At 65.6% G+C, this 20,921-nt stretch carries 14 protein-coding genes; 7 read left to right on the plus strand and 7 right to left on the minus strand.

Annotation, left to right across the window (positions count from 1 at the left end):
- Nucleotides 1-51 precede the first annotated feature (51 nt).
- Both ACHFB9_RS09060 and ACHFB9_RS09065 read right to left on the minus strand, forming a co-directional pair.
- On the minus strand, nucleotides 52-507 hold the full coding sequence (locus tag ACHFB9_RS09060; RefSeq protein ID WP_417071276.1) for a hypothetical protein: 456 nt from the start codon (nucleotides 505-507) through the stop codon (nucleotides 52-54).
- 10 nt (nucleotides 508-517) lie between these two features.
- Entirely contained in the window at nucleotides 518-1,117 is a 600-nt protein-coding gene (locus ACHFB9_RS09065; RefSeq protein ID WP_417071278.1) for a hypothetical protein, read from the minus strand.
- Between the two features lie 263 nt (nucleotides 1,118-1,380).
- Here ACHFB9_RS09065 and ACHFB9_RS09070 point away from each other — a divergent pair, with 263 nt between their 5' ends.
- Together ACHFB9_RS09070 and ACHFB9_RS09075 are read left to right on the plus strand one after the other, a co-directional pair.
- A complete protein-coding gene (locus tag ACHFB9_RS09070) occupies nucleotides 1,381-1,899 on the plus strand; it encodes a hypothetical protein (RefSeq protein ID WP_417071280.1) in 519 nt (172 codons plus the stop codon).
- Entirely contained in the window at nucleotides 1,896-2,609 is a 714-nt protein-coding gene (locus ACHFB9_RS09075) for a hypothetical protein (protein WP_417071282.1), read from the plus strand. The genes ACHFB9_RS09070 and ACHFB9_RS09075 overlap by 4 nt, the downstream gene beginning before the upstream one ends.
- 4 nt (nucleotides 2,610-2,613) lie before the next feature.
- Here ACHFB9_RS09075 and ACHFB9_RS09080 read toward each other — a convergent pair whose 3' ends face one another.
- From ACHFB9_RS09080 to ACHFB9_RS09090, 3 genes are all read right to left on the minus strand, one after another.
- Nucleotides 2,614-2,853, minus strand: a complete 240-nt coding sequence (locus tag ACHFB9_RS09080) for a hypothetical protein (protein ID WP_417071283.1) — start codon at nucleotides 2,851-2,853, stop codon at nucleotides 2,614-2,616.
- 43 nt (nucleotides 2,854-2,896) lie between these two features.
- Nucleotides 2,897-3,505, minus strand: coding sequence for an outer membrane beta-barrel protein (locus tag ACHFB9_RS09085; RefSeq protein ID WP_417071285.1), 609 nt, complete (start codon nucleotides 3,503-3,505; stop codon nucleotides 2,897-2,899).
- Nucleotides 3,506-3,789: 284 nt separating this feature from the next.
- Nucleotides 3,790-6,051 carry a putative bifunctional diguanylate cyclase/phosphodiesterase gene (locus ACHFB9_RS09090; RefSeq protein ID WP_417071287.1) on the minus strand — a complete coding sequence of 754 codons (2,262 nt, stop codon included), beginning with the start codon at nucleotides 6,049-6,051 and terminating at the stop codon, nucleotides 3,790-3,792.
- A 307-nt stretch (nucleotides 6,052-6,358) separates the two neighbouring features.
- Here ACHFB9_RS09090 and recC point away from each other — a divergent pair, with 307 nt between their 5' ends.
- From recC to ACHFB9_RS09110, 4 genes are read left to right on the plus strand one after another with little or no spacing between them, the layout of a single operon-like run.
- Nucleotides 6,359-9,823 carry an exodeoxyribonuclease V subunit gamma gene (gene recC, locus ACHFB9_RS09095; protein ID WP_417071289.1) on the plus strand — a complete coding sequence of 1,155 codons (3,465 nt, stop codon included), beginning with the start codon at nucleotides 6,359-6,361 and terminating at the stop codon, nucleotides 9,821-9,823.
- Entirely contained in the window at nucleotides 9,820-13,422 is a 3,603-nt protein-coding gene (gene recB, locus ACHFB9_RS09100) for an exodeoxyribonuclease V subunit beta (protein ID WP_417071290.1), read from the plus strand. Before recC ends, recB begins: the two co-directional genes overlap by 4 nt.
- Complete coding sequence (gene recD / locus ACHFB9_RS09105) at nucleotides 13,419-15,467, plus strand: exodeoxyribonuclease V subunit alpha (protein ID WP_417071292.1); 2,049 nt, start codon at nucleotides 13,419-13,421, stop codon at nucleotides 15,465-15,467. The genes recB and recD overlap by 4 nt, the downstream gene beginning before the upstream one ends.
- Nucleotides 15,464-16,168 carry a phosphate signaling complex PhoU family protein gene (locus tag ACHFB9_RS09110; RefSeq protein ID WP_417071293.1) on the plus strand — a complete coding sequence of 235 codons (705 nt, stop codon included), beginning with the start codon at nucleotides 15,464-15,466 and terminating at the stop codon, nucleotides 16,166-16,168. The genes recD and ACHFB9_RS09110 overlap by 4 nt, the downstream gene beginning before the upstream one ends.
- A 16-nt stretch (nucleotides 16,169-16,184) precedes the next feature.
- On the opposite strand, the gene ACHFB9_RS09115 is transcribed toward ACHFB9_RS09110, so the two are convergent.
- Nucleotides 16,185-17,381, minus strand: a complete 1,197-nt coding sequence (locus ACHFB9_RS09115) for an aromatic amino acid transaminase (protein ID WP_417071295.1) — start codon at nucleotides 17,379-17,381, stop codon at nucleotides 16,185-16,187.
- Nucleotides 17,382-17,641: 260 nt separating this feature from the next.
- Here ACHFB9_RS09115 and ACHFB9_RS09120 point away from each other — a divergent pair, with 260 nt between their 5' ends.
- On the plus strand, nucleotides 17,642-19,687 hold the full coding sequence (locus tag ACHFB9_RS09120; protein WP_417071297.1) for an OPT family oligopeptide transporter: 2,046 nt from the start codon (nucleotides 17,642-17,644) through the stop codon (nucleotides 19,685-19,687).
- Between the two features lie 177 nt (nucleotides 19,688-19,864).
- Here the strand turns inward: ACHFB9_RS09120 and ACHFB9_RS09125 are convergent, their stop codons facing one another.
- Nucleotides 19,865-20,893 carry an AraC family transcriptional regulator gene (locus ACHFB9_RS09125; RefSeq protein ID WP_417071299.1) on the minus strand — a complete coding sequence of 343 codons (1,029 nt, stop codon included), beginning with the start codon at nucleotides 20,891-20,893 and terminating at the stop codon, nucleotides 19,865-19,867.
- Nucleotides 20,894-20,921 lie beyond the last annotated feature (28 nt).

Raw genomic sequence — 20,921 nt, forward strand, 5'->3', positions numbered from 1 at the left:
GATGCTAGCTGCTTTTGAGCGCGCCGGGCCCGATCGCGTCAGCTCTCCGCGCTATTTCCCGGCAGAGGCCGGGGAGGGGGAACCTGCCTTGCCTTCGAGCAAATCGGCCAGCGCCTCCTCGTCGGGCGTCAGCGGCGCGTAGCCGCGCCCATAGGGCCAGCCGTAGGCCCAGCGGTAGTGCGTGAAATAGTAAGGGCCGCCGCCTGAGCGCACGCCCAGGTACATCAGCTCGGCCAGCGCTTCGTTGCCGGTCGCCTTGTGCACGCAGGCTCTGAGCGTCTGGTCGGCCTTGAGCCTCGCCTCGACCGTGCCGCCCCGCCAGTAGGCGTGGTCGTGCGCGACGCAGCAGGACCGCCAGTCCGCATTGCCGATCAGCGCGCGATCCGGAAAGAGACTGCAGCCGTCGGTCGAGAAGGGGGCCATCCTGGTCGTGGTCGTCGGCGGGGTGGCTGCGCAGGCGCACAGCGAAAAAAGCGTGAGGGTAAGCAGCGTGAGGCGGCGCGACATTGCTGAGACCTCAGGTTCCGGATTGGTCAAGCGCGCGCTCGCGGTTGTGCGCGACGCGAACGGAGCGGATTTCGACTTCCTCGTTGCATCCGCCGACGTGGCAGTGCCACAGGACGAGGCGCGGCGCGCCCTCGCTGCGTTCGACGACCGGAAGGATCAGCTCGCCGCTGCGCTCGCCTTCAACGATGTCCTGGCAGCTGAGCGCTTCGCCGACAAAGCGATGGGCATCGGGCACCGAGTTGTGGTTCTCCCACGGGAGCAGGATCACCGAATTCTCGCCTGTGCGTTGATTGGGATATTCGGTGCAGGCTCCCCATTCCTGGCCACGGCGGCTGACCCGGTAGCTCGTGCTGGGCCCCCAGTCCGCGACCGGGTACTTTTGTGCATTGGTCTTCAAAACGATGGCCTTCTTGTTCAGAAAGCGCATCTTCCCCGATTCTCCGTCGGCCGGCTCTCCGCCCGCGCTCGCGGAGCAGTTCATCGAGCCGCAGAACACCTTCATGTCGACCGGTTTGAGCGTGGGGTGGGGCTGACCGCCATCACCGGGTGCGGTGGCGGCCTGTGCCGCGGTGGCCAGAAAGGGGATCAGGAAAGCCAAGAGGTGTCGCATGGTGCTGCCTTGCTGCCCGGTTCCGCTGGCGATCTGCCACGAAGCCGGTTGTGCCTGTTCGTTAAAATGTGTGAATTCTATGGCATAAGCGTTTGGAATAAAAGGCTTTTCGTTCCCCGTGCCAACCCGCAGGGGCGGAGGCGGGATGTCCGCGCGGGGCTGCGCGCTCTTGCCGCCGTGCAATCCCCAGAGCAGACTGGCGCCTGAGCCAGGCCTTGGCGATACGGCAAGGCTCATCTCGCACCACCAGGAGCTGATCCGCAATGACCGTCAATCCACTCGGAGGCGCCGTGGCGCGCTGCACCGCCTTCGCGCACCGGCTCGTTCCCGGCCCCGGGGTCCGGTTCTGGGGGGCGGTGATCTTCAAGCTCGCCGCGCTGCCACTGCTGATGATGCTGTGCGTCTGGCTCGATACGCTCGCGCTGGCGGGCGCAGTTCGGCTGATCCCGTCTGACTATCACGGGCGCAGCTTCCTCTTTTTTGGCAGCCTGCTTGCGCAGGGCTTTCTGCCCGCCTGCGTGGTGGCCAGTGTCCTCTGTTATCCGCTGGCCCTGCTCTACCGCCGTTTCGCGCTCGCGGCTGCGCTGATGTGCTGCCTGCCCTTCATCGCGATCTGGGTTCTCCTGAATCCATACCGTTCGGTGAGCCTGATCGGGGGCGTTCTCCATGCCTACGAACAAATCAGTCTGCTCGTGCTGCTGATCGTTGGAACCTGGCTGGCGAGGGCAAGCCTGTTGCGTCGGCTGCACACTGAATTTCCTGCTCGCCGGAGTAAATCATGAGAAGAGCTCTGCTGATCGGGTTCTTGGTTTGTTGGGCTTCGGCGTCAGCCGAAAATGCTTCCCCTGCGCTCGAAAAGCTTGTGCACGAGCGAACTGGACTTTTCCCCCTCGCCGTCGACTCGGGGGTTTTGAAACCCAACAATGAACGCTATGTGGCAGCAGTCGCAACGAAGAAAAAGGATGATGGAGAAGCCCTGCTCGTCGTCTTCCGACAGGACGGGCCGCGCCAGGAGGTAATGAAAAGCAAGCTTTTCATCATTGGGGGCCATACATGGTGGTCTCCCAATTTTGTGAACGGTTCCTTGCTCCTGAATGGAGACGGGAGCTGCGGCGGCGCATGCCATGGAGTTTCTGACTTTCAGTTCCTTTTCAAGGATGGAGAGTTGCGCCTGGCGGGACTCGAAGAGAGGGGGGTCGATATCGATGACCCAAATGGCGATTCCCGGGTAGTGTCGAGCGCTAGAAGCCTGAATATGCTCACCGGCAAGGTTGTCTATTCGATTGAAAGCTGCCGCGCGGCGGACAACGGAAAGAGTCCATGGGATTGCGCTTCCAGGAATAGGCGATCAAGAAAAGAGCTATCGTTCTCGATCGGGAGGCGCTGGACATTGTCTGACTTCAGCCCGGAACTCTTTGCTGAGTATGAGATAAAGACAAAGGGCCTGAATGGGTACCTTGATCCGAGGACTTTGAAATACCGGGAATACTGACCCGCTAGACGATGCGGGTCTCTCTCCGCGCAGCAGACAGCGCGATCAGCGCGAACCAGGGGAAGGACTCGCCGACCAGCACATAGAGGCCGATCGCCGAAGCGATGCCGGCCGCAGCCCACTGGCCGGCTGAACGGCCTGAGACGATGGCGATGCGGGTGACGACCGTGAAATCCGGGCCGGGCGAGACGAGAGCGATCGCGTTGATCGCGAGGCCGCTGCCCTGCTCGTCGCGCACCGGCATCCGGAGCAGCCCCTGCGTTGCGCCGACGCTTGCGATCCGGTGCTCAGAAGTGCCAGTCGACCCCGACTGAGAGCAGCGAGTAGTTGATCTTCTCCTCACTCCTGAGCGGCGAATTGGCTTCGCCGAAGTAGTCGTAGCGGGTGCGCAGGGTCAGGTTCCGGCCCTGTTTCCAGTAAGCGCCGATGCCGAGGACGCCGATGGTGCTGGTGTTCGTGCTGTCCTGCATGCTGGCGGTGCAGTAGCGCTCGCACTGGTATTTCTGGTTCATCGAGCCCAGGCCGGCTTTTCCTTCCAGACCGAAGAGCGGGGAGAGTGGCAGCGTGCCCACCAGGCTCGCCGTCAGCGCCTGAGCCGAGAGGGAGTCCGCGGCCGGATAGCCGTTGTACGAACCATCGAGCCTGTATTTGCCAAAGTCCGTGTAGGCCACTTCGATCGCCAGCCTTTCGTTGAGCGCGTAGGCGCCGTAGAGGCTGAAGACCGACTTGCTGTTGTCCTTGCTGTTGACGCTGTCGTAGCCGGTCTGCTGCTCGATCTTGTCTCCGGCATTGGAGATGCCCATGCCGCCCGCGACACCGATGTAGGCGTCCGCCGAGGCGGCGGTACTGACCAGCGCGAAGCCGATCAGCATCAGGATTTTGCTTGCTGCACTCACGATAATTCCTCAATAGCGATTATGAATTCGAGTCCGGATTTGCTCCGCTCCATCCGGTCTGCCCTTGCGCGGCGCGGCTTGTCCGCCGGGCGCCCGGCCGCGGGCAGCGGGTGAGCAGGAATGGAACGGCTTACGCGAATGTCATTGTATCGAGGGTGTTCGTCGTGAGCAAAACCTGTTGATGCAGGCTTTGCCTGGGCTGGGTGAATCGCTGCCTCCGCGGCGCCCTGACGGGTCGAGCTGCGGGGTGTGGCCCCTCTTTCCCCGGAAGCGGGATTGCGCCGTCAGGCCGGACGCTCGGCCGAGAGCGCCGCGAGGATAGCGCTCCGTTCAAGCGGTTTCGCGTACAGATAACCTTGCATGTAGCTGCAGCCGGCTTCGCGCAACAGACCCGCCTGGGCTTCGGTCTCGACGCCTTCCGCGACGGTCTTCATGGACAGGGCTCCGGCCATTGCGACGATGGACCTGACCAAGGCCTGACGGCTTGGGCTCTGCTCGAGCGAGAAGATGAATCCGCGGTCTATTTTCAGCGTGTCCAGAGGGAAGCGGTGCAGGTAGCTGAGCGCCGAATAGCCCGTTCCGAAGTCGTCCAGTGCGAAGCTTATGCCGCGAGCCTTGAGCGCCGCGATGACTGTGGAGACCGCATTTTCGTCGTCGATCAGCACGCGTTCGGTGATCTCGAGTTCGAGCAGCCGGGGCGGCAGCGAGGATGCTTTCAGAGCCGAGTCGACGTTGTCGAGGAAGCGACGGTCAAGCAGCTGCAGGGCCGAGACGTTGACCGCTACTTTCAGCTCTCGTCCACTCGCGTCTATCCAGCTCCGCACGGTGCGGCAGGCCTCGATCAAAACCCAGTTGCCGATCTCGACGATCATGCCATTCTCTTCCGCGACCGGGATGAAGCGGTCGGGTTGCACCACCCCCAGCCTGCCGCTGTTCCAGCGGATCAACGCTTCGGCCTTGACCCATTCGCCGCTGTGAGCGTCGACGATGGGCTGGAAGACCAGCCGGAACTCGTTGGCCCCGATCGCGGTGCGCAGGGCCTCGTCGATCAGGATCGCATCGCGGACTCTGGTGTCCATCGATTCATCGAACAGCACGATCCTGTGGCGTCCGCTGGCCTTGGCTGCGTACATCGCCTGATCCGCGCTCTTGATCAGCGTTTCGGCGTCCATGCCGTGGAGCGGCGCAATAGCGACGCCTATGCTGGCGGTGATCACGAGCGACATGTTGCCGAGCTCGAACGGGGTGTCGAAGGCGGCGAGCAAGGCTCCTGCAGCCCGGACTGCTTCCTCGTGCTCGGCGGACGGGGGCAGGGTGCCCGCGACGACGACGAACTCGTCTCCGCCGAAGCGGGCGAGGATCTTCGTCGGGTCGATGATCCGCGCGAGCCGCTCCGCGGCGAGGCGCAGCAGCTCGTCGCCGACCGAGTGTCCGAAGGAGTCGTTCACCCGGTTGAAGTGGTCGAGGTCGATGAAGAAGATCGCGCACTCGCTGCCCTCAGCGAGGCTTGCGCGCAGCGCTTCGTCCAGCCCCTGCTGCAGACCGGAGCGATTGAGCAGACCGGTCACCGGGTCGGTCTGCGCGGCCGTGCGCAGAGTCAGCTCATGAGCTTTTCGCTCGCGATCATCGAAGACCTGCAGCAAGAGCATGCGTTCGAAGTGCTCGCCGAAGGTGCCCCAGAGCAGAAGCAGCGGCAGGCGCTGGCCATCCCGTCCTCTGTGTTCGATCTCTTCGCTGGCGGGAAATCCGTTGCCACTTTCGTCCGGACCTCCTGCGGTCGCGGCGATCCGCGAACCCGGAAACAGGCTTGCGAGCGACTGGGCGGACAGATCGCCCGGGGGCAGGCCAAGCATGTCCCGGATCCGCGCGTTTGCGAGCTCGATGCGGCCCTTGCTGTCGATCAGCATGAAGCCCGACCCGGTGCTGTCGGCGATCTTCTCCGTGCGCTGGATGTAGAGCTGGGTGACCGCATGGATCAGCCCGAGCGCCATCATCAGTTTGACGAGCCCCCCAAGCATGATCAGCTCACCCGTCAGCAGTCCGCTGTAAAAATGGAAGCCGATCAGCACGTTCATCAGCGCGCGCAGCCAGAACAGCCAAGCGAGGAATCTGTGCTCAGGGCGATGGCGGCAGATCAGAATCCCGCATCCGGTCAGCGAGCCCGAGAGCGCGGCGATGGCGAGATACTCGGGCAGTCCTTTGCTGTAGAAGTGCGACAGCACTATCGCCGCCAGGATTGCGGCGGCGACGGTGATGGAGCGCCGCGGCGCGAAGCTGCGGCCGCAGAAGTGCAGGCATCCGCGCCAGTAAAAATGGATCGCCATCGCCAGCAGGGGCGTGGCAATGAGCAGGCCCTGCGGGAAGCCGGCCGGGGTGATTGCGCCGAAACCCAGGCCCAGCGAACTGCCCAGCGTGTTGATGGCCAGCGCGATCTGTCCCAGGCCCCAGTACAGCGCGAAAACGTAGCGCCGCCTCATCCACCAGAGCAGGACCAGGATTCCGCTGAAGGCCGCATCGGCGAGAAGCATTGGAACGAGCAGGTTCAACGTGGACACTCCGTAGGCGGCGACGCTTGATCCGCGAATCCTGTCCCGGGCTGCGCTTGGATCAACAATGTTCTGTGAAAATCGTCCTTTTTCGCAATCTTACCTTTGCCCCGACATGTAGCGAGGTTTTTTGGCTGTTTCCTCCGGATCTGGCGAGTCCCCGTTCTACCCGAGGAATCGCGGTTCAGGGCTCGACGGGCTTTGCTGCTGTTAACATCGCACCCGGGCGGCCTGTCCGTATGCAACGCGAGCCGTCGCCTGGTCGTGCTCCAATGTCTTCCGCTGTCCGCAACTTCCGGAGATCGTCTTGACTGCTTCACCGCTTCCCGCCGGCCTGATGCTGGTCCATGGCAACCATCCCGAAGCGCTGCGCGATCTCGCTACCGCGTGGCTGCGCCGCTATCCGCTCGCGCCGCTCGAGGACGAGATCTTTCTCGTACACAGCAACGGTATCGCGCAGTGGCTGCGCCTCGCGCTGGCCGAGAGCGAAGGCGGTTGCGGCATCGCCGCCTGCCTGGACATGTCTCTGCCATCACGTTTCCTGTGGCAGGCCTATCGCGCGGTGCTCGGTCACGCCAGCGTTCCCGAGAGCTCGCCCTTCGACAAGCCGCTGCTGATCTGGCGGCTGATGCGCCTGTTGCCCGAACTGATCGTCCTGCCGGTCTATGCGCCGCTCGCGCGTTTCCTGGCCCGCGACGACGATCTGCGCAAGCGCTATCAGCTCGCCGAACGCCTCGCCGACCTTTTCGACCAGTATCAGGTCTACCGGGCCGACTGGCTCGCCGCCTGGGCCGCCGGAGAGGACGCGCTGATCCGCGCTGATGGCGCATCCCAGCCGCTCTCTGCCGATCTGCGCTGGCAGGCCTGGCTGTGGCGCGCGCTACTCGAAGACGTCGCGACGGATGAGCACGGCGCGCTGGCGAGCCAGGGCCGGGCCGCGGTCCACGAGGCCTTTCTCGAGAGGTGCCGCAGCTGGCCCGAGGGCAGTCGTCCGGCCGGTCTGCCCCGGCGCATCATCGTCTTCGGGATCTCGGCGCTGCCGCGCCAGTCGCTCGAAGCGCTCGCGGCGACCGCGCGCTGGACCCAAGTGCTGATGTGCGTGCACAACCCCTGTCAGCACTACTGGGCCGACATCGTCGCCGACAAGGATCTGCTGCGCGCGACGCTGAGCCGGCAAAAGCGCCGGCGGGGTGCAGTGCCGAGCGAAGCGGATCTTCACCTTCACGCCCAGCCTCTGCTCGCCGCCTGGGGGAAGCAGGGCCGCGATTTCATCGGCCTGCTCGACGAATACGACAGCGAGAGCGAGCGCGCCCGCTATCAGAGCCTGTTCGAGGGCCAGCGCATCGACCTCTTCTCCAGCCACGGCGAGACCTGCCTGCTGAACCAGCTCCAGGACGACATCTTCGAACTGAGGCCGCTCGCCGAGACCCGGACGCGCTGGCCCGCCGTTGATCCGGCCGACGACTCGATCCGCTTCCAGATCGCCCACAGCCCGCTGCGCGAAATCGAGGCGTTGCACGATCAGCTGCTCGCGGCCTTCAACGCGGATGTGAGTCTGCGCGCTCGCGACGTGATCGTGATGGTGCCGGACATCGACATCTATGCGCCGCTGATCCAGGCCGTGTTCGGGCTGCACGACCGCGACGATTCGCGCTACATCCCGTTTTCGATCGCCGACCAGGGGCAGCGCCATCACGACCCGCTGCTCGAAGCGCTCGAAAAGCTCTTGAGCCTGCCCTCGTCGCGGATCGCGGTCAGCGACGTGCTCGACCTGCTCGAAGTGCCGGCGCTGCGCCGCCGCTTCGGCATCGACGAGGACGATCTGCCGCTGCTGCACCGCTGGATACACGGAGCGAGCGTGCGCTGGGGGTTGTCCGCCGAGCATCGGCAAAGCCTGGCTCTTCCCGGAGCGATGGCCGCGAACACCTGGCTCTTCGGTCTGCGCCGGATGTTGCTCGGCTATGCGCAGGGCGGCACCTGCGCTGCCTGGCACGAGATCGAAGCCTTCGACGAGATCGGCGGGCTGGATGCAGCGCTGCTCGGTCCGCTGGTGCGCCTGATCGACAGCCTGGAGGCGAACTGGAAGGCGCTGCGCGAAGATGCGACGCCGGCGCTCTGGTGCGAGAAGCTCAGAGCGCTGCTCGCCGACTTCTTCGCTGCCGAGACCGAGGCCGATGCCTATACGCTGCTCAGGCTCGACGAGGCGCTGCAGAGCTGGCAACAGGCCTGCTCGGCAGCCGGGCTCGAAGCTGCCTTGCCCCTGGCCGTGGTCGGTGAGCACTGGCTCGCCCAGCTCGACGAGAAGGGGCTGTCCCAGCGCTTCTTCGCCGGATCGGTGACCTTTGCGACGCTGATGCCGATGCGCGCGATTCCCTTCCGCCTGGTCTGCCTGCTGGGCATGAACGACGGAGAGTATCCGCGCTCGCGCGCGCCGGTCGATTTCGACCTGATGGGCCGCGACTACCGACCGGGGGATAGATCGCGGCGCGAGGACGACCGCTATCTCTTCCTCGAGGCGCTGCTCTCGGCGCGCGAGCACCTGCTGATCTCGTGGGTCGGGCGCAGCATCAATGACAACACGCCCCGGCCGCCTTCGGTGCTGGTCAACCAGTTGCGCGACCATCTGGCCTCGGGCTGGCGCCTCGCGGGCAGCGAGAAGGCGGAGGATCTGCTCGACGCATTGACCATCGAGCACCGCCTCCAGCCCTTCAGCCTCGACTATTTCCCCGCGGAGGGGAGCGCATCCCGCCTCTTCTCCTATGCGCGCGAGTGGCGCCAGGCCGAGGCGCCCGCCGCGCCCGCCTTGCCAGCACTTCCCTTTGATGCGCGCGACGAAGCCTTGAACCTCGCCGATCTCGCCGGCTTTCTGCGCTATCCGGTCAAAGCCTTCTTCCGCCAGCGCCTGAACGTGAGCCTGGAGCTCGAGGATCCGGTCAGCGAAGACCAGGAACCGTTCGCACTCGATGGACTGAGCAACTGGGCACTGTCGAGCGAGCTGATCGCGGCGCAGAAAGAGGCGCTGGCTCGCGGCACTTCGCGCGAAGAGGCATTGGACGAGGCTTTGGCGAGGATTTCGCGGCGCGGCGAACTGCCCGCCGGCGCTTTTGCCGGGATCTGCAGAGAGGCGCTCGCGAAACCGATGCAGGACATGTTCGAGCGCTACGAGCAATCGCTCGCGCGCTGGCCCCGTTCAGCGGACGAGCTCGTTGTCGCGCGCCGCGCGAGCGGCGTGAACTTCGAAGACAGGCTTTCCGATCTGCGCGCCGACGGCGACGGAGCCCTGGCCCGGGTCGTGCTGGAGGCGAGCGATCTTGTGGACCGTCAGTCCCACTACCGGCATCACACGCTGATCCGCCACTGGATCGGCCACCTCGCCGGCAATCTCGGTGGGGAGGCGCTGACGACTGTGGTCGTCGGCAAGGTCGGCAGCGTCGAGTTCGCGCCGCTGAGCCCTGAGCGCGCGGCGATCCATTTCGAGGTGATCTTGCGGGCCTGGGCCGAGGGGATGACCCGCCCGCTGCCCCTGGCCGTCAAGACCGGCTTCGCGTCGATCAAGAGCGAAGCCGATGCGAAAAAGTGCTTCGAGGGCGCTTACCGGCAGACCGGTGAAGTCGAGACCGACGCGCACCTCGCGCGAGCCTGGCCCGACTACGCGAGCCTCGCCGCGCGTGGCGAATTCGCCGAGTGGGTCGATCGCCTGCTGCGTCCGCTCTACGACGCGATCTTCGTCCGCAAGAGCGGCAAAAGCGATGACTCAGGAGACAAGAAATGAGCCCGACAAGGGTGAAACCCGAAGCGCTCGCGCCGCTCAGCTTTCCGCTGCACGGTAGCCGGCTGATCGAAGCGAGCGCCGGTACCGGCAAGACCTGGACGATCGCGGCGCTCTATCTGCGCCTGGTCCTGGGCCACGGAGGGGATGCGGCCTTCACCCGCGAACTCGTCCCGCCCGAGATCCTGGTCGTGACCTTCACCGACGCTGCGACCAAGGAGCTGCGCGACCGGATCCGCGCGCGGCTCAGCGAAGCCGCGAACGCTTTCTACGCCGGACCGCAGGAGCCGTCCGGCGACGCTCTGCTCGAAGATCTGCGCGCCGGCTATCCGATCGAGGCCTGGGCCGGCTGCGCGCGCACCTTGCAGCGGGCGGCCGAGTGGATGGACGAGGCGGCCGTCTCGACGATACACAGCTGGTGCAACCGGATGCTGCGCGAGCATGCGTTTGACAGCGGCAGCCTGTTTACGCAGCGCCTGGAGACCGATCTGGACGATCTGCTCGCCGAGGTCGTCCGCGACTACTGGCGCAGCTTCGTCTATCCGTTGGACAGCGATGCCGCGCGCCAGCTCGGCAAGTGGTGGTCTTCGCCCGAAGAACTCCAGGCGGCGGTCAGGAGCCTCTTTGCCCATGCCGAGCTGTTCTCCGAAGCCCTCGACCCGCAGCATGCCTTCGCGCGCGCCGATGCCGAGAAGCGCCAATGCCTCGAAGCGCTCAAGGCACCGTGGCGGATCTGGGTCGATGAGTTGCAGGATCTCTTCGATGCGGCCCGCGAAGCCAAAGAGATCAACGGCACCAAACTGAAGAAAAACAACTACGACGCCTGGCTCGCGGCGATCGCCGCGTGGCGGGACGACGCCGCTCTGGACGCGTTGGCGCTGTCCGAATCGGCCTGGAAGAGGCTCAGCCCGGACGGCATCCTCGACGCCTGGAAGACCGAGCCGCCCGGGCATCCCGCGTTTGCGGCGCTCGCCTCGCTCAAGCTCGCGCTGCAGGCGCTGCCCAATGCGCGCGACGAGCTGCTTCGCCATGCAACGCGGTGGATCTCCGAGCGCTTCGCGGCGGAGAAGGCGCGCCGCGCCCAGATGGGCTTTGACGATCTGCTGCTGCGCCTCGCCTCGGCGCTCTCCGGACCCAACGGCGCGCGCCTGGCCGAGGCGATCCGCGCCCAGTTTCCGGTCGCGTTGATCGACGAATTCCAGGACACCGACTCGATCCAGTACCGGATCTTCGACACCGTGTACCGGGTCGCCAGCAATGATCCGGCGACTGCGCTGATCCTGATCGGCGACCCGAAACAGGCGATCTATTCGTTTCGCGGCGCCGACATCCATACCTATCTGGTCGCGCGCGCTGCGTGCCAGGACAGGCTTTACACGCTGGACTGCAACTACCGCTCGAGCGCTGCGATGGTCGCCGCGACCAATGCCCTCTTCAATCTGGCCGAGGCGAGGGAAAGCGGTGAGGGCGCTTTCCTGTTCCGCACGCCGGACGAGGATCCGCTGCCCTTCAATGCGATCCGCGCCGCCGGGCGCCGGGATTTCCTCGAAGTGGACGGAGCGGTCGCGCCCGCGCTGAGCCTGTGCACGCTTGCCGCGAAGGACGAGGGCAAGCCGCCCAGCAAGGACGAGTACACGGCGACGATGGCCGCGGTCTGCGCCAGCGAGATGGTCAGGCTGCTCAACCTGGGCGCCCTGGGTCGGGCGGGATTTCGCGAGGGCGATGCGTTTCGCCCTCTGCGCCCGGCCGATCTCGCGGTGCTGGTCAACAACCGGGGCGAAGCCGAGGCGATCCGTCGTGAGCTCGCCCGGCGCGCTCTGCGCAGCGTCTATCTGTCCGATCAGGACTCGGTCTACCAGAGGCCTGAGGCGGTCGATCTGCAGTTCCTGCTCGCCGCCTGCGCCGAACCCGACGAGGGCCGCGCGCTGCGCGCCGCGCTCGCGACTGCGACTCTGGCCCTGGACTGGCAGAGCCTCGATCGGCTCAAACGCGACGAACTGGCTTGGGACGAGCGGGTCATGCAGTTCCGCCGCTACCGTGACTGCTGGCGAAGCCTGGGCGTGCTGCCGATGCTGCGCCGGCTCTTGAACGACTTCGGTGTTCCGGCCCGGCTTCTCGCGACCGAGGGGGGCGAGCGGCGCCTGACCGACATCCTTCACCTCGCCGAGCTGTTGCAGCAGGCGAGCGTGCAGCTCGACGGCGAGCACGCGTTGATCCGCCACCTCGCCGAGCAGCGCAGCGAGGATGCTCGTTCGGATTCCCGCCAGGTCAGGCTGGAGAGCGATGCCGAGCTGATCAAGATCGTCACGATCCACAAATCCAAGGGTCTCGAATACCCTCTGGTCTTCCTGCCCTTCGCGTGCAACTTTCGCGCCGTCAAAAGCGAGGATCTGCCGCTCAAATGGCACGATGGTGCGGGCCGGCTGCAGGTCGCGCTCGCCGACACCGGAGGCGTCTGCGCCTTGGCCGACCGTGAGCGCCTGGGCGAGGATCTGCGCAAGCTCTACGTCGCGCTGACCCGCGCCCGCCACGCGAGCTGGATTGGGCTCGCCCGCGTCGCGGCGGTCGAACGAAGCGCGATCGGCCATCTCTTCGGCGGCTCGCTCGACGGCGGTATCGCTGAGCTAGGCGACCGGCTCGCGTCGCTGGCGTTGATGGAGCCTACGCTCAGCGATGAGCGTGTCGCGCTCGCTGGCGTTGATGCGCGCGTGGGCGAGGCCCGCCGCTCGCTGCGCCGCGTCCAGGAAGCCTGGTGGGTTGCCAGCTATTCGGCGCTGCACCGCCGCGCCGAGGCGAGCGAGACCGCCGCCGAGGACGTCTTCCGCGAAGCCGCGCGCGCGGCGCCCAGCGAGCAGAGCGGGCCCGCGCTGCCGGTCGCCGGAACGCTGCACGCCTTCCCGCGCGGCGCGGCGGTCGGAACCTTCCTGCACGATCTGCTCGAATGGTGCGCGAATCAGGGCTTTGCACGGATCGCCGCGCGGCGCGACCTGTTGCGCGACACGATCGCCCGCCGCTGCGCGGTCCGTGCCTGGGAGGGCTGGATAGACGTGCTGACCGATTGGACGCTCGCCTTCCTGGTGCGCAAGATCGATGCGGCCGGTTTTGCGCTCGCCGATCTTGCGAACTGGAGCGCCGAACTGGAATTCTGGCTTGCCGTTCACGATCAGGATCTCTCTGAGCTCGACCGCATCGTCTGCCGCGCCACGCTGGGCGGCGAGGCTAGACCCCGGCTCTTGCCGGGCCAGCTCAACGGTATGCTCAAGGGCTTCATCGACCTCGTCGCCGAGCATGAAGGGCGCTACTACGTGATCGACTACAAGTCGAACTGGCTCGGTCCCGACGATCAGGCCTACAGTCCGGACGCGATGCGTAAACTGATCCTCGCCGAGCGCTACGAGCTGCAGTACGTGCTCTATCTTCTGGCGTTGCACCGGCTCCTGAAGCTTCGCCTGCCCGATTACGACTACGACAGGCACATCGGCGGCGCTGTCTATCTGCTGCTGCGCGGCGCTGGTGCCGCGCACTTCGAGAAGCCGCCGCGCTCGCTGATCGAAGAGCTGGACAGGCTTTTCGCGAAACCGCACCGCCAGGAGGCCGCATGACTCCAGTATTGAACCAGGCCGGGCTCAGCGACCTGCTCGAACGCTGGTCGGACCAGGGCTGGCTGCGCGCGATCGACACCGCTTTCGCGGCCTTCCTGCTCCGCGAGTCACCCGATGCCCATCCACTGCTGATCCTCGCCGCGGCGCTGGCGAGCCACCAGCTCGGGCGCGGTCATGCCTGCCTGGATCTGGCGGGCACGATCAAAGATCCAGAGCTGGCCCTGTCGCTGCCGCCCGAGGGCGCAGCCGGGGAGGGCGAAGCGCCTCCTCTGCCTTCGCAAGTGCTCTCCAGCCTCACGGTCGAAGCCTGGCTCGCCGCGCTCGCCAATCCCGATCTGGTCGGCACCGGGCCCGGTAACACGCCTCTGGTGCTCGCCGGCCAACGCCTCTATCTGCGCCGCTACTGGCAGTACGAGGAGTCGGTCAGGCTGTGGGTCGAGAGTCGGCTCGCCACGCCCATCCCCTTGCCACAGGCCAGACTCAAGGCGGCTCTGGACGGCCTGTTCCCGCCTGGCGCGGCGGGACCGGACTGGCAGAAGCTGGCCTGTGCGCTCTCCGCGCGCAGCGCTTTTTCGGTGATCACCGGCGGGCCGGGAACCGGCAAGACGACGACGGTAGTGCGCCTGTTGGCCCTGCTGCAGGCGCTGGCTCTGGATGCCGGCCAGCCTCTGCGCATCCGTCTCGCTGCGCCGACCGGCAAGGCCGCGGCGCGGCTGAACGAATCGATCTCCGGCGCTGTCGCGAAGCTCAAGCTCGATGCGCTGGGAGATGGCGAAGCGCTGCGTGCGGCGATCCCGGTCGCCGTGACGACTCTGCACCGGCTGCTCGGCAGCCGTCCGGACACCCGGCACTTCCGCTACAACGCGGGCAATCGGCTGCCGCTGGACCTTCTGGTCGTCGATGAAGCGTCGATGATGGATCTGGAGATGATGGCAGCGCTTCTCGAAGCGCTCCCCGATCCGGCGCGCCTCGTGCTGCTCGGCGACAAGGATCAGCTCGCCTCGGTCGAGGCCGGCGCCGTGCTCGGCGTGCTCTGTGCGCGCGCGCTCGAAGGCCACTACACGAGCGCGACGGCTGCCTGGCTCAAGGAAGTGACCAGCGATGCGCTTGCGCCCGAGCTGATCGACCCCGCGGGCGGACTGCTCGATCAGGCCGTCGCGATGCTCAGGTTCAGCCACCGCTTTGGCGAGAAGAGCGGCATCGGTCAGCTCGCCGCGGCGGTCAATGCCGGCGATGCCGGCGCCGTGCGCCACGTGTTCGCGGCCGGCCACACCGAGCTGGGGCGAATCCCGGCGGCGGAGCAAGAGCTCAAGGCGCTGGTCATAGATGGCGCAAAGCCGGGCGCGCACGGCTATCGCCACTATCTCGAGACGATTTCGAATACGCGTCCCGTGCCGGGCGCCTCGCAACAGGCGCTGGACGGCTGGGCGAGCGAGGTGCTCGCCGCGCACAGCGAATTCCAGTTGCTCTGCGCGCTGCGCCGCGGTCCATGGGGCGTAGAGGGGCTCAACGCGAGCATCGCCGGTTGGCTCCATCAAGAATCGCTGATCGCTGAGGTCGAAGGCTGGTATGCCGGCCGCCCCGTGCTGGTGACCCGCAACGACTATGGCCTGGGGCTGATGAACGGCGATATCGGCATTACGCTGGCGCTGCCTTCCAAGCAGGGGGAGGTGCTGCGCGTCGCTTTCCCGGCCGAGGGCGGAGGTATCCGCTGGGTCCAGCCGAGCCGGCTCCAGGCTGTCGAGACCGTCTATGCGCTGACCGTCCACAAATCCCAGGGTTCGGAGTTCGCGCACGTCGCGTTGGTCCTGCCCGAGCACATCAACCCGATCCTGACCCGCGAGCTGGTCTATACGGGGATCACCCGGGCGCGCAAATTCTTCACGCTGGCCGAAGCGGGGGGCGATGGAGTGCTGGGCGGGGCGATCGCCCGACAAGTATTGCGCGCCAGCGGCCTCGTTTTTCAGGCGCCCGGGCGGTGTCATCAGAATGAGACGATAGAATGCGAGCATCGCGAGTTTTCGCAGACCTCCCTCTTTGAATGACCCCGCACATCCTGAAGAAGCTCGACTCAGACATCGCCTCGCTGCGCAGCCGGGTTCAGGCGATGTTCGCGCTGGCGCTGCAGCAGCTCGAAGATTCCGTGATCCTGTTCGAAAAGTGCCACAGGGAGAAGGGGCTCGCGGTGGCCGAACTCGAACCCAGGCTCCATGAGTTGCAGTTCGCGATCGACCGCGAGTGCGCGAACATGATCGCGCTGCGCCAGCCCAACGCCGGCGATCTGCGGATCGCGATCGCGTCGATGCGGATCGCCTCAGCCATCGAGGCAGTCGGCAACGCGGCGCTCGAGATCGCCGGCGCCGGTGAGCGCATCCACAAGAGCGGCCGCAAGCCGCTCTCCGAGTCCGAAGAGCTGGTCGGGCAGTACGGTGCGGTTCAGCAGATGCTGGTCGCTGCCCGGGATGCCTGTCAGAAACTCGATGCCGGAGCGCTGTCGGTCATCGCCAGGACCCGGCTGGAGCAGAGCCGCGAGAGTTCCGCGCTGATCGAGCGCCTGGGCGCGCGCCTGGAGGCCGAGGCCGGCCGCGCCCGCGTGCTCGCCGAGGAGATCGAGATTGCCCGCTGTCTGAACCGGATCGCCGCGCTGGCGCTGGCGATCGCGCTCCAGGTGCACTACATGGCCAGGGGCGAGGACAGGCGGCACCAGCCCCTTGAGGAACTGCTGGACGAAGTCGCCGGAGCCTGAGCTCCGGCTCCGAGCGTCAGGCGGCGAGCACTTTCGCGAACGATTCGGCAACGTAGCCGATGTTGCCGTCGTTCAGGCCCGCGACGCAGATCCGGCCCGAGCGGATCAGGTAGATCGCGAATTCCTCGCGCAGCCGGTCGACCTGGGCCGCGCTGAGCCCCGTATAGCTGAACATGCCGCGCTGGGTCACGAAATAGCTGAAATCGCGGCCGGGCACGTTTGCGCTCAGCACATCGAAGAGCTGCTTGCGCATCGCGCGGATCCGCTCGCGCATCTGGGCCACTTCGAGCACCCAGCGCGCGCGCAGACCATCGTCGTTCATCACGGTCGCGACGACCCGACAGCCGTGGACGGGCGGGCTCGAATAGTTGCGGCGGACCGCGAACTTCATCTGGCCGAGCAGGCGCGACGCCTCTTCGGAATCCTTGCAGACCACGGACAGACCGCCGCAGCGCTCGCCGTAGAACGAGAGGTTCTTCGAGAACGAGTTGCCGACCAGGAAGCTCGCGCCGGCTTCGACCAGCGCGCGGATCGCGAAGCAGTCCTCTTCGAGGCCGTCACCGAAACCCTGGTAGGCGATGTCGAGGAAGGGGATCAGATCGCCGGCCAGGATCACCGCGATCAGCTCCCGCCACTGCTCCTGACTCAGATCGACGCCGGTCGGGTTGTGGCAGCAGGGGTGAAGGATGGCGATGCTCTTCGCCGGCATCGCGCGGAAGCAGGCGAGCAGCTCCGCGAAGGCGAGGCCGCCGGTCGCCTCATCGTAATAGGGGTAGTCGTGCACGACGAAGCCCGCACCTTCGAAAATCGAGCGGTGGTTGTCCCAGGTCGGGGCGCTGACCCAGGCTTCACTCTCGGGGAAATAGCGCTTCAGAAGATCGGCACCGACCTTCAGTGCGCCCGAGCCGCCCAGGGTCTGGATCGTCGCGATCCGGCCGGCTTTGAGCGCAGCGGAATCCTCGCCGAAGATGAGCTTCTGGATCGCGGCGCGGTAGTCGGCCGCGCCTTCCATCGGCAGATAGGGGCGGGGCGTCGGCGACGCGGCAAGCGCGGCTTCGGCCTGACGCACCGATTCGAGCAGAGGCACCCGGCCTTGCTCATCGTAGTAAAGGCCTATGCCCAGATTGACCTTCTCGGGGCGGGGATCCTTGTTGAAGGTTTCGACCAGAGTCAGGATGGGGTCGCCAGCATAGGCGTCGACGTGTTCGAACATGGGGGAGGGCTTCCTCGTTGGCTGTCTCGACCCCGATGATGGCATTTTCGGGCCTTCTTGTCCGACATCAGGGCTATCCGCGCGGCGCGATAAGCGAGGAGCCGCGTTTGACCTGGAACAGACGGCACGCATTTTGCTGGCGAAACCGGACTGCGTGGACACGCTGGCGAATCAATCCGCCGCTTTTTGATAGTTTTTTGTCGCCCAGCCCCGTCACCATCGACAGGTTTGATCAACTTTTTCGGGACCATTCAGACCCCATGGCGCTGCAACAACTCGACGACGAACAGATCCGCACCTGGACGCGAGCCCAGAAGGACGAGTGGTGGTTCAAGAACATCTACCGTGGCGACATGCCGCAGCTGACGCTGCGCTCGGCGCTGACCGGCTTCCTGCTCGGTGGCATCCTCGCCGCGACCGCGATCTATATCGGTGCAAAGACCGGGATCTCGATCGGCGTGGGGCTCACCTCGGTGATCCTCTCCTTCGCACTGTTCCGGATTTTCAACAAGCTCGGGTGGTGCGAGGACTTCACGATCCTCGAAAACAACTGCACCCAGTCGATCGCGACCGCCGCCGGCTACATGATCGGCCCGCTGATCTCCAGCCTCGCCGCCTACATGCTGGTCTCGGGCAAGATCATCCCGTGGTGGCAGATGCTGATCTGGATGGTCGTCGTCGCGCTGCTGGGCGTGCTGGTCGCGTTCCCGATGAAGCGACGCTTCATCAACGAAGAACAGCTGCCTTTCCCGGAAGGGCGGGCTTCGGGCGTCGTGCTCGACTCGCTCTATACCGGTAGCGCCGAATCGGGCGTGTTCAAGGCGAGGCTCCTGGGCGTGACCGCAGTCGCGACCGCGCTGTTCCAGATGATCATCAGCGACGGCTGGATGAAACTCATCCAGATCAAGCTGCTGATGCTCGACAAGTGGGCCGGCGTCAAGGAAGCCTGGGTGCTGCACGAACGGCTCGACGACTATTACTACGCCTTCGCCGCGAAGGCGGATCTGGCGATCCCGAAGATCCTCGGCACCGACATCCGTCAGCTGGGCCTGCGCTTCACGCTCGACGCGGCGATGGTCGGTGTCGGCGGCCTGATGGGCATCGCGGTCGCGACGAGCTGCCTGATCGGCACGCTGATGAACTTCGCGGTGCTCGCCCCGATCATGATCGCAGCTGGCGACATCGTGCCGCGCGTCGCGGCCGATGGCTCCGCTGTGCCAATCTCGCGCGCCGAGATCGTCAACCAGTGGGGCCTGTGGTGGGCGGTCACGATGATGGTGGTCGGCTCGCTGGTCAGCCTGCTCGCGAAGCCCGAACTCTTCACCGGTGTCTTCAAGTCGCTGTTCGGCAAGAAGTCGAAGGAGAAAACCGTCGACCTGCTCCACGACATCGAACTGCCGCTGTGGGTATCCTTCGTCGGCGTGCCCATCCTGAGCGCGCTCGGCGTCTGGGTGACACACGAGTTCTTCGGCGTGCACTGGCTGCTGGCCGGAATCTCGCTGCCGTTGATCTTCGTGCTGACCGTGATCTGCACGAACTCGATGGCGCTGACTTCGTGGACGCCGACCGGTGCGATGTCGAAGATCACCCAGTTCACGATCGGTGCGCTCGACCGCACGAACCCGGCGAGCAACCTGATCCCGGCGGCTATGACCTCGGAGATCTCGGCGAACGCGGCGAACCTGCTCTCGGACATCAAGCCTGGCTATATGCTCGGCGCCAAGCCGCGCCAGCAGGCGATCGGCCATGTGATCGGCATCTTCTCCGGCGCGATCGCGTGCATCCCGCTCTTCTTCCTGCTGCTTCTGCCGCCCGATGCGCACGGCGTGCGCAGCACCGCGACGATCGTCTCCGACCAGTTCGCGATGCCGGCCGCGATGCAGTGGAAGGGCGTCGCCGAGATCATCGCCAAGGGCCTGTCGCATCTGCCCTTCAGCGCCCTCGTCTCGATGGCCTTCGCGGCCGCCGCGGCCGGCATCATCGAGATCGCGCGCATCGTCACGAAGGGTCGTTTCCCGCTGTCGGCAGTGTCGATCGGCCTCGGCGCCGTGCTGCCGCCCGAATCGACGCTGGCGATGTTCATCGGCGCGCTGCTCTTCTGGATCATGGGCCGTCGCTACAAGGCCGCCGAGGGTCGCGGTGAAGAGTGCCATGAAGGCGGCTTCCCGGCCCGCAAGCAGGACGATGGCCACGCGCGCGGCCACCGGCTCTGGGTCGAGGGCTGCGAGCCGATCTGCGCGGGCCTGATCTCGGGTTCGGCGCTGGTCGGCATCGGCAACGCGATCATCAACGTGCTGATCAACTGAGCCGCGCCACCTGCATATCGACAGAGAACCCGCTTCGGCGGGTTTTTTGTTGGGCGGGACACAAAGCCTTGCCGCGGATCACATGGAGGAACGCTGATCGAGAGCGTCTCTCCGCTGTTTCTGATTGGCCGGGGCCGGGCCAAAACCCTGCGGGCTTGATGACCCGGCGCGTATGGCTCATTTGCCTGGCGCAGTTCTGTTCTGCCGATATCCGGCCGGCAGCAGACCCGACCAGCGTTTGAAGGCGCGCCGGAACGCGCGAGCGTCAGCGTAGCCCACCGCTTCGGCGACCTGCGCAATCGTCATGTCGGAATTTGTCAGCAGATCATCCGCCCGTTCGAAGCGGGTACTGTCGCGGAGCGAACGATAGCTCGTGTTGTGCTGCGCCAGCCTCCGGCGCAGGCTGCGGTCGCTGACGTTCATCATGGTCGCCAGCTCTTTCTGTCGCGGCCCGTCCTCGATGTTGAAGCGGATGCGGTTGGCCAGGGATTCCATCAAGTCGGGCCGTCCTATCGGCTGCGTCAGCAGTGTCTTGAGCTGCTCGCGCAGCAGGCTGCAGCTGATACGGTCGTAGCCCGGCAGACGCGCCGTGAGCCAATGCGCTTCGATGCTCATGCGGTTGATGCCTGAGCCAAAGCGTACAGGGCAATGAAAGAAGCGGCGATAGACCTCCGCATGGGCCGGACGCTCGAACGCGAAATCCACGCGCAACGGGTTCAGTGAGCGGCCGACCAGATACCGACCCACAGCCAGAGCGCTCGCAAAAGCTTCTTCGATCAGGAATGTTTCGGTTTGCATGTCGAACGCATGCGGCCGGAGCTCCAGGAACATCTCCCTGTCGTTCGCTTCGAATTGATGGTCGGCCATTGCGCCGCCCTCGCGCTGAAAGGCCTGAGCGTAGGCAATGGCCTCCCCGAAGGTTTCGCAGGTCAGCATCGCCAAGCCAAGCACACCCCATGAGACGGGGGTCTGGCGTGCGCCAGCGGCCAAGCCGAGGGCGGGCTCATCGAGCATCTGCTGAGCACGCACGATCAGAGCGCGCGTCTGGTGCGATGACAGCAACAGTTCCCGGTTCAGGAGGTCCTGATAGGTAAAGCCCAGACCACGACACAGCCGCTCAGGCGACTTGCCGCGATCCTCGACCAGTCCAAGCAAGGAACGCGCGGCATGGGGGACGATGTTGGCGATCAGCTGCTCGGGGGGCACGGTTCGCCGAGCGGAGGGTTTTCTTGGC

The organism is Niveibacterium terrae (genome assembly GCF_048213115.1).
GTDB classification, from domain to species: domain Bacteria; phylum Pseudomonadota; class Gammaproteobacteria; order Burkholderiales; family Rhodocyclaceae; genus Niveibacterium; species Niveibacterium terrae.

Coding starts and splice junctions, on each gene's coding strand:
- ACHFB9_RS09075 (WP_417071282.1), top strand. CDS start 1,896: ATGAGAAGAGCTCTGCTGATCGGGTTCTTGGTTTGTTGGGCTTCGGCG.
- ACHFB9_RS09065 (WP_417071278.1), bottom strand. CDS start 1,117: ATGCGACACCTCTTGGCTTTCCTGATCCCCTTTCTGGCCACCGCGGCA.
- ACHFB9_RS09110 (WP_417071293.1), top strand. CDS start 15,464: ATGACCCCGCACATCCTGAAGAAGCTCGACTCAGACATCGCCTCGCTG.
- ACHFB9_RS09070 (WP_417071280.1), top strand. CDS start 1,381: ATGACCGTCAATCCACTCGGAGGCGCCGTGGCGCGCTGCACCGCCTTC.
- recB (WP_417071290.1), top strand. CDS start 9,820: ATGAGCCCGACAAGGGTGAAACCCGAAGCGCTCGCGCCGCTCAGCTTT.
- ACHFB9_RS09060 (WP_417071276.1), bottom strand. CDS start 507: ATGTCGCGCCGCCTCACGCTGCTTACCCTCACGCTTTTTTCGCTGTGC.
- ACHFB9_RS09120 (WP_417071297.1), top strand. CDS start 17,642: ATGGCGCTGCAACAACTCGACGACGAACAGATCCGCACCTGGACGCGA.
- ACHFB9_RS09080 (WP_417071283.1), bottom strand. CDS start 2,853: ATGCCGGTGCGCGACGAGCAGGGCAGCGGCCTCGCGATCAACGCGATC.
- recD (WP_417071292.1), top strand. CDS start 13,419: ATGACTCCAGTATTGAACCAGGCCGGGCTCAGCGACCTGCTCGAACGC.
- ACHFB9_RS09115 (WP_417071295.1), bottom strand. CDS start 17,381: ATGTTCGAACACGTCGACGCCTATGCTGGCGACCCCATCCTGACTCTG.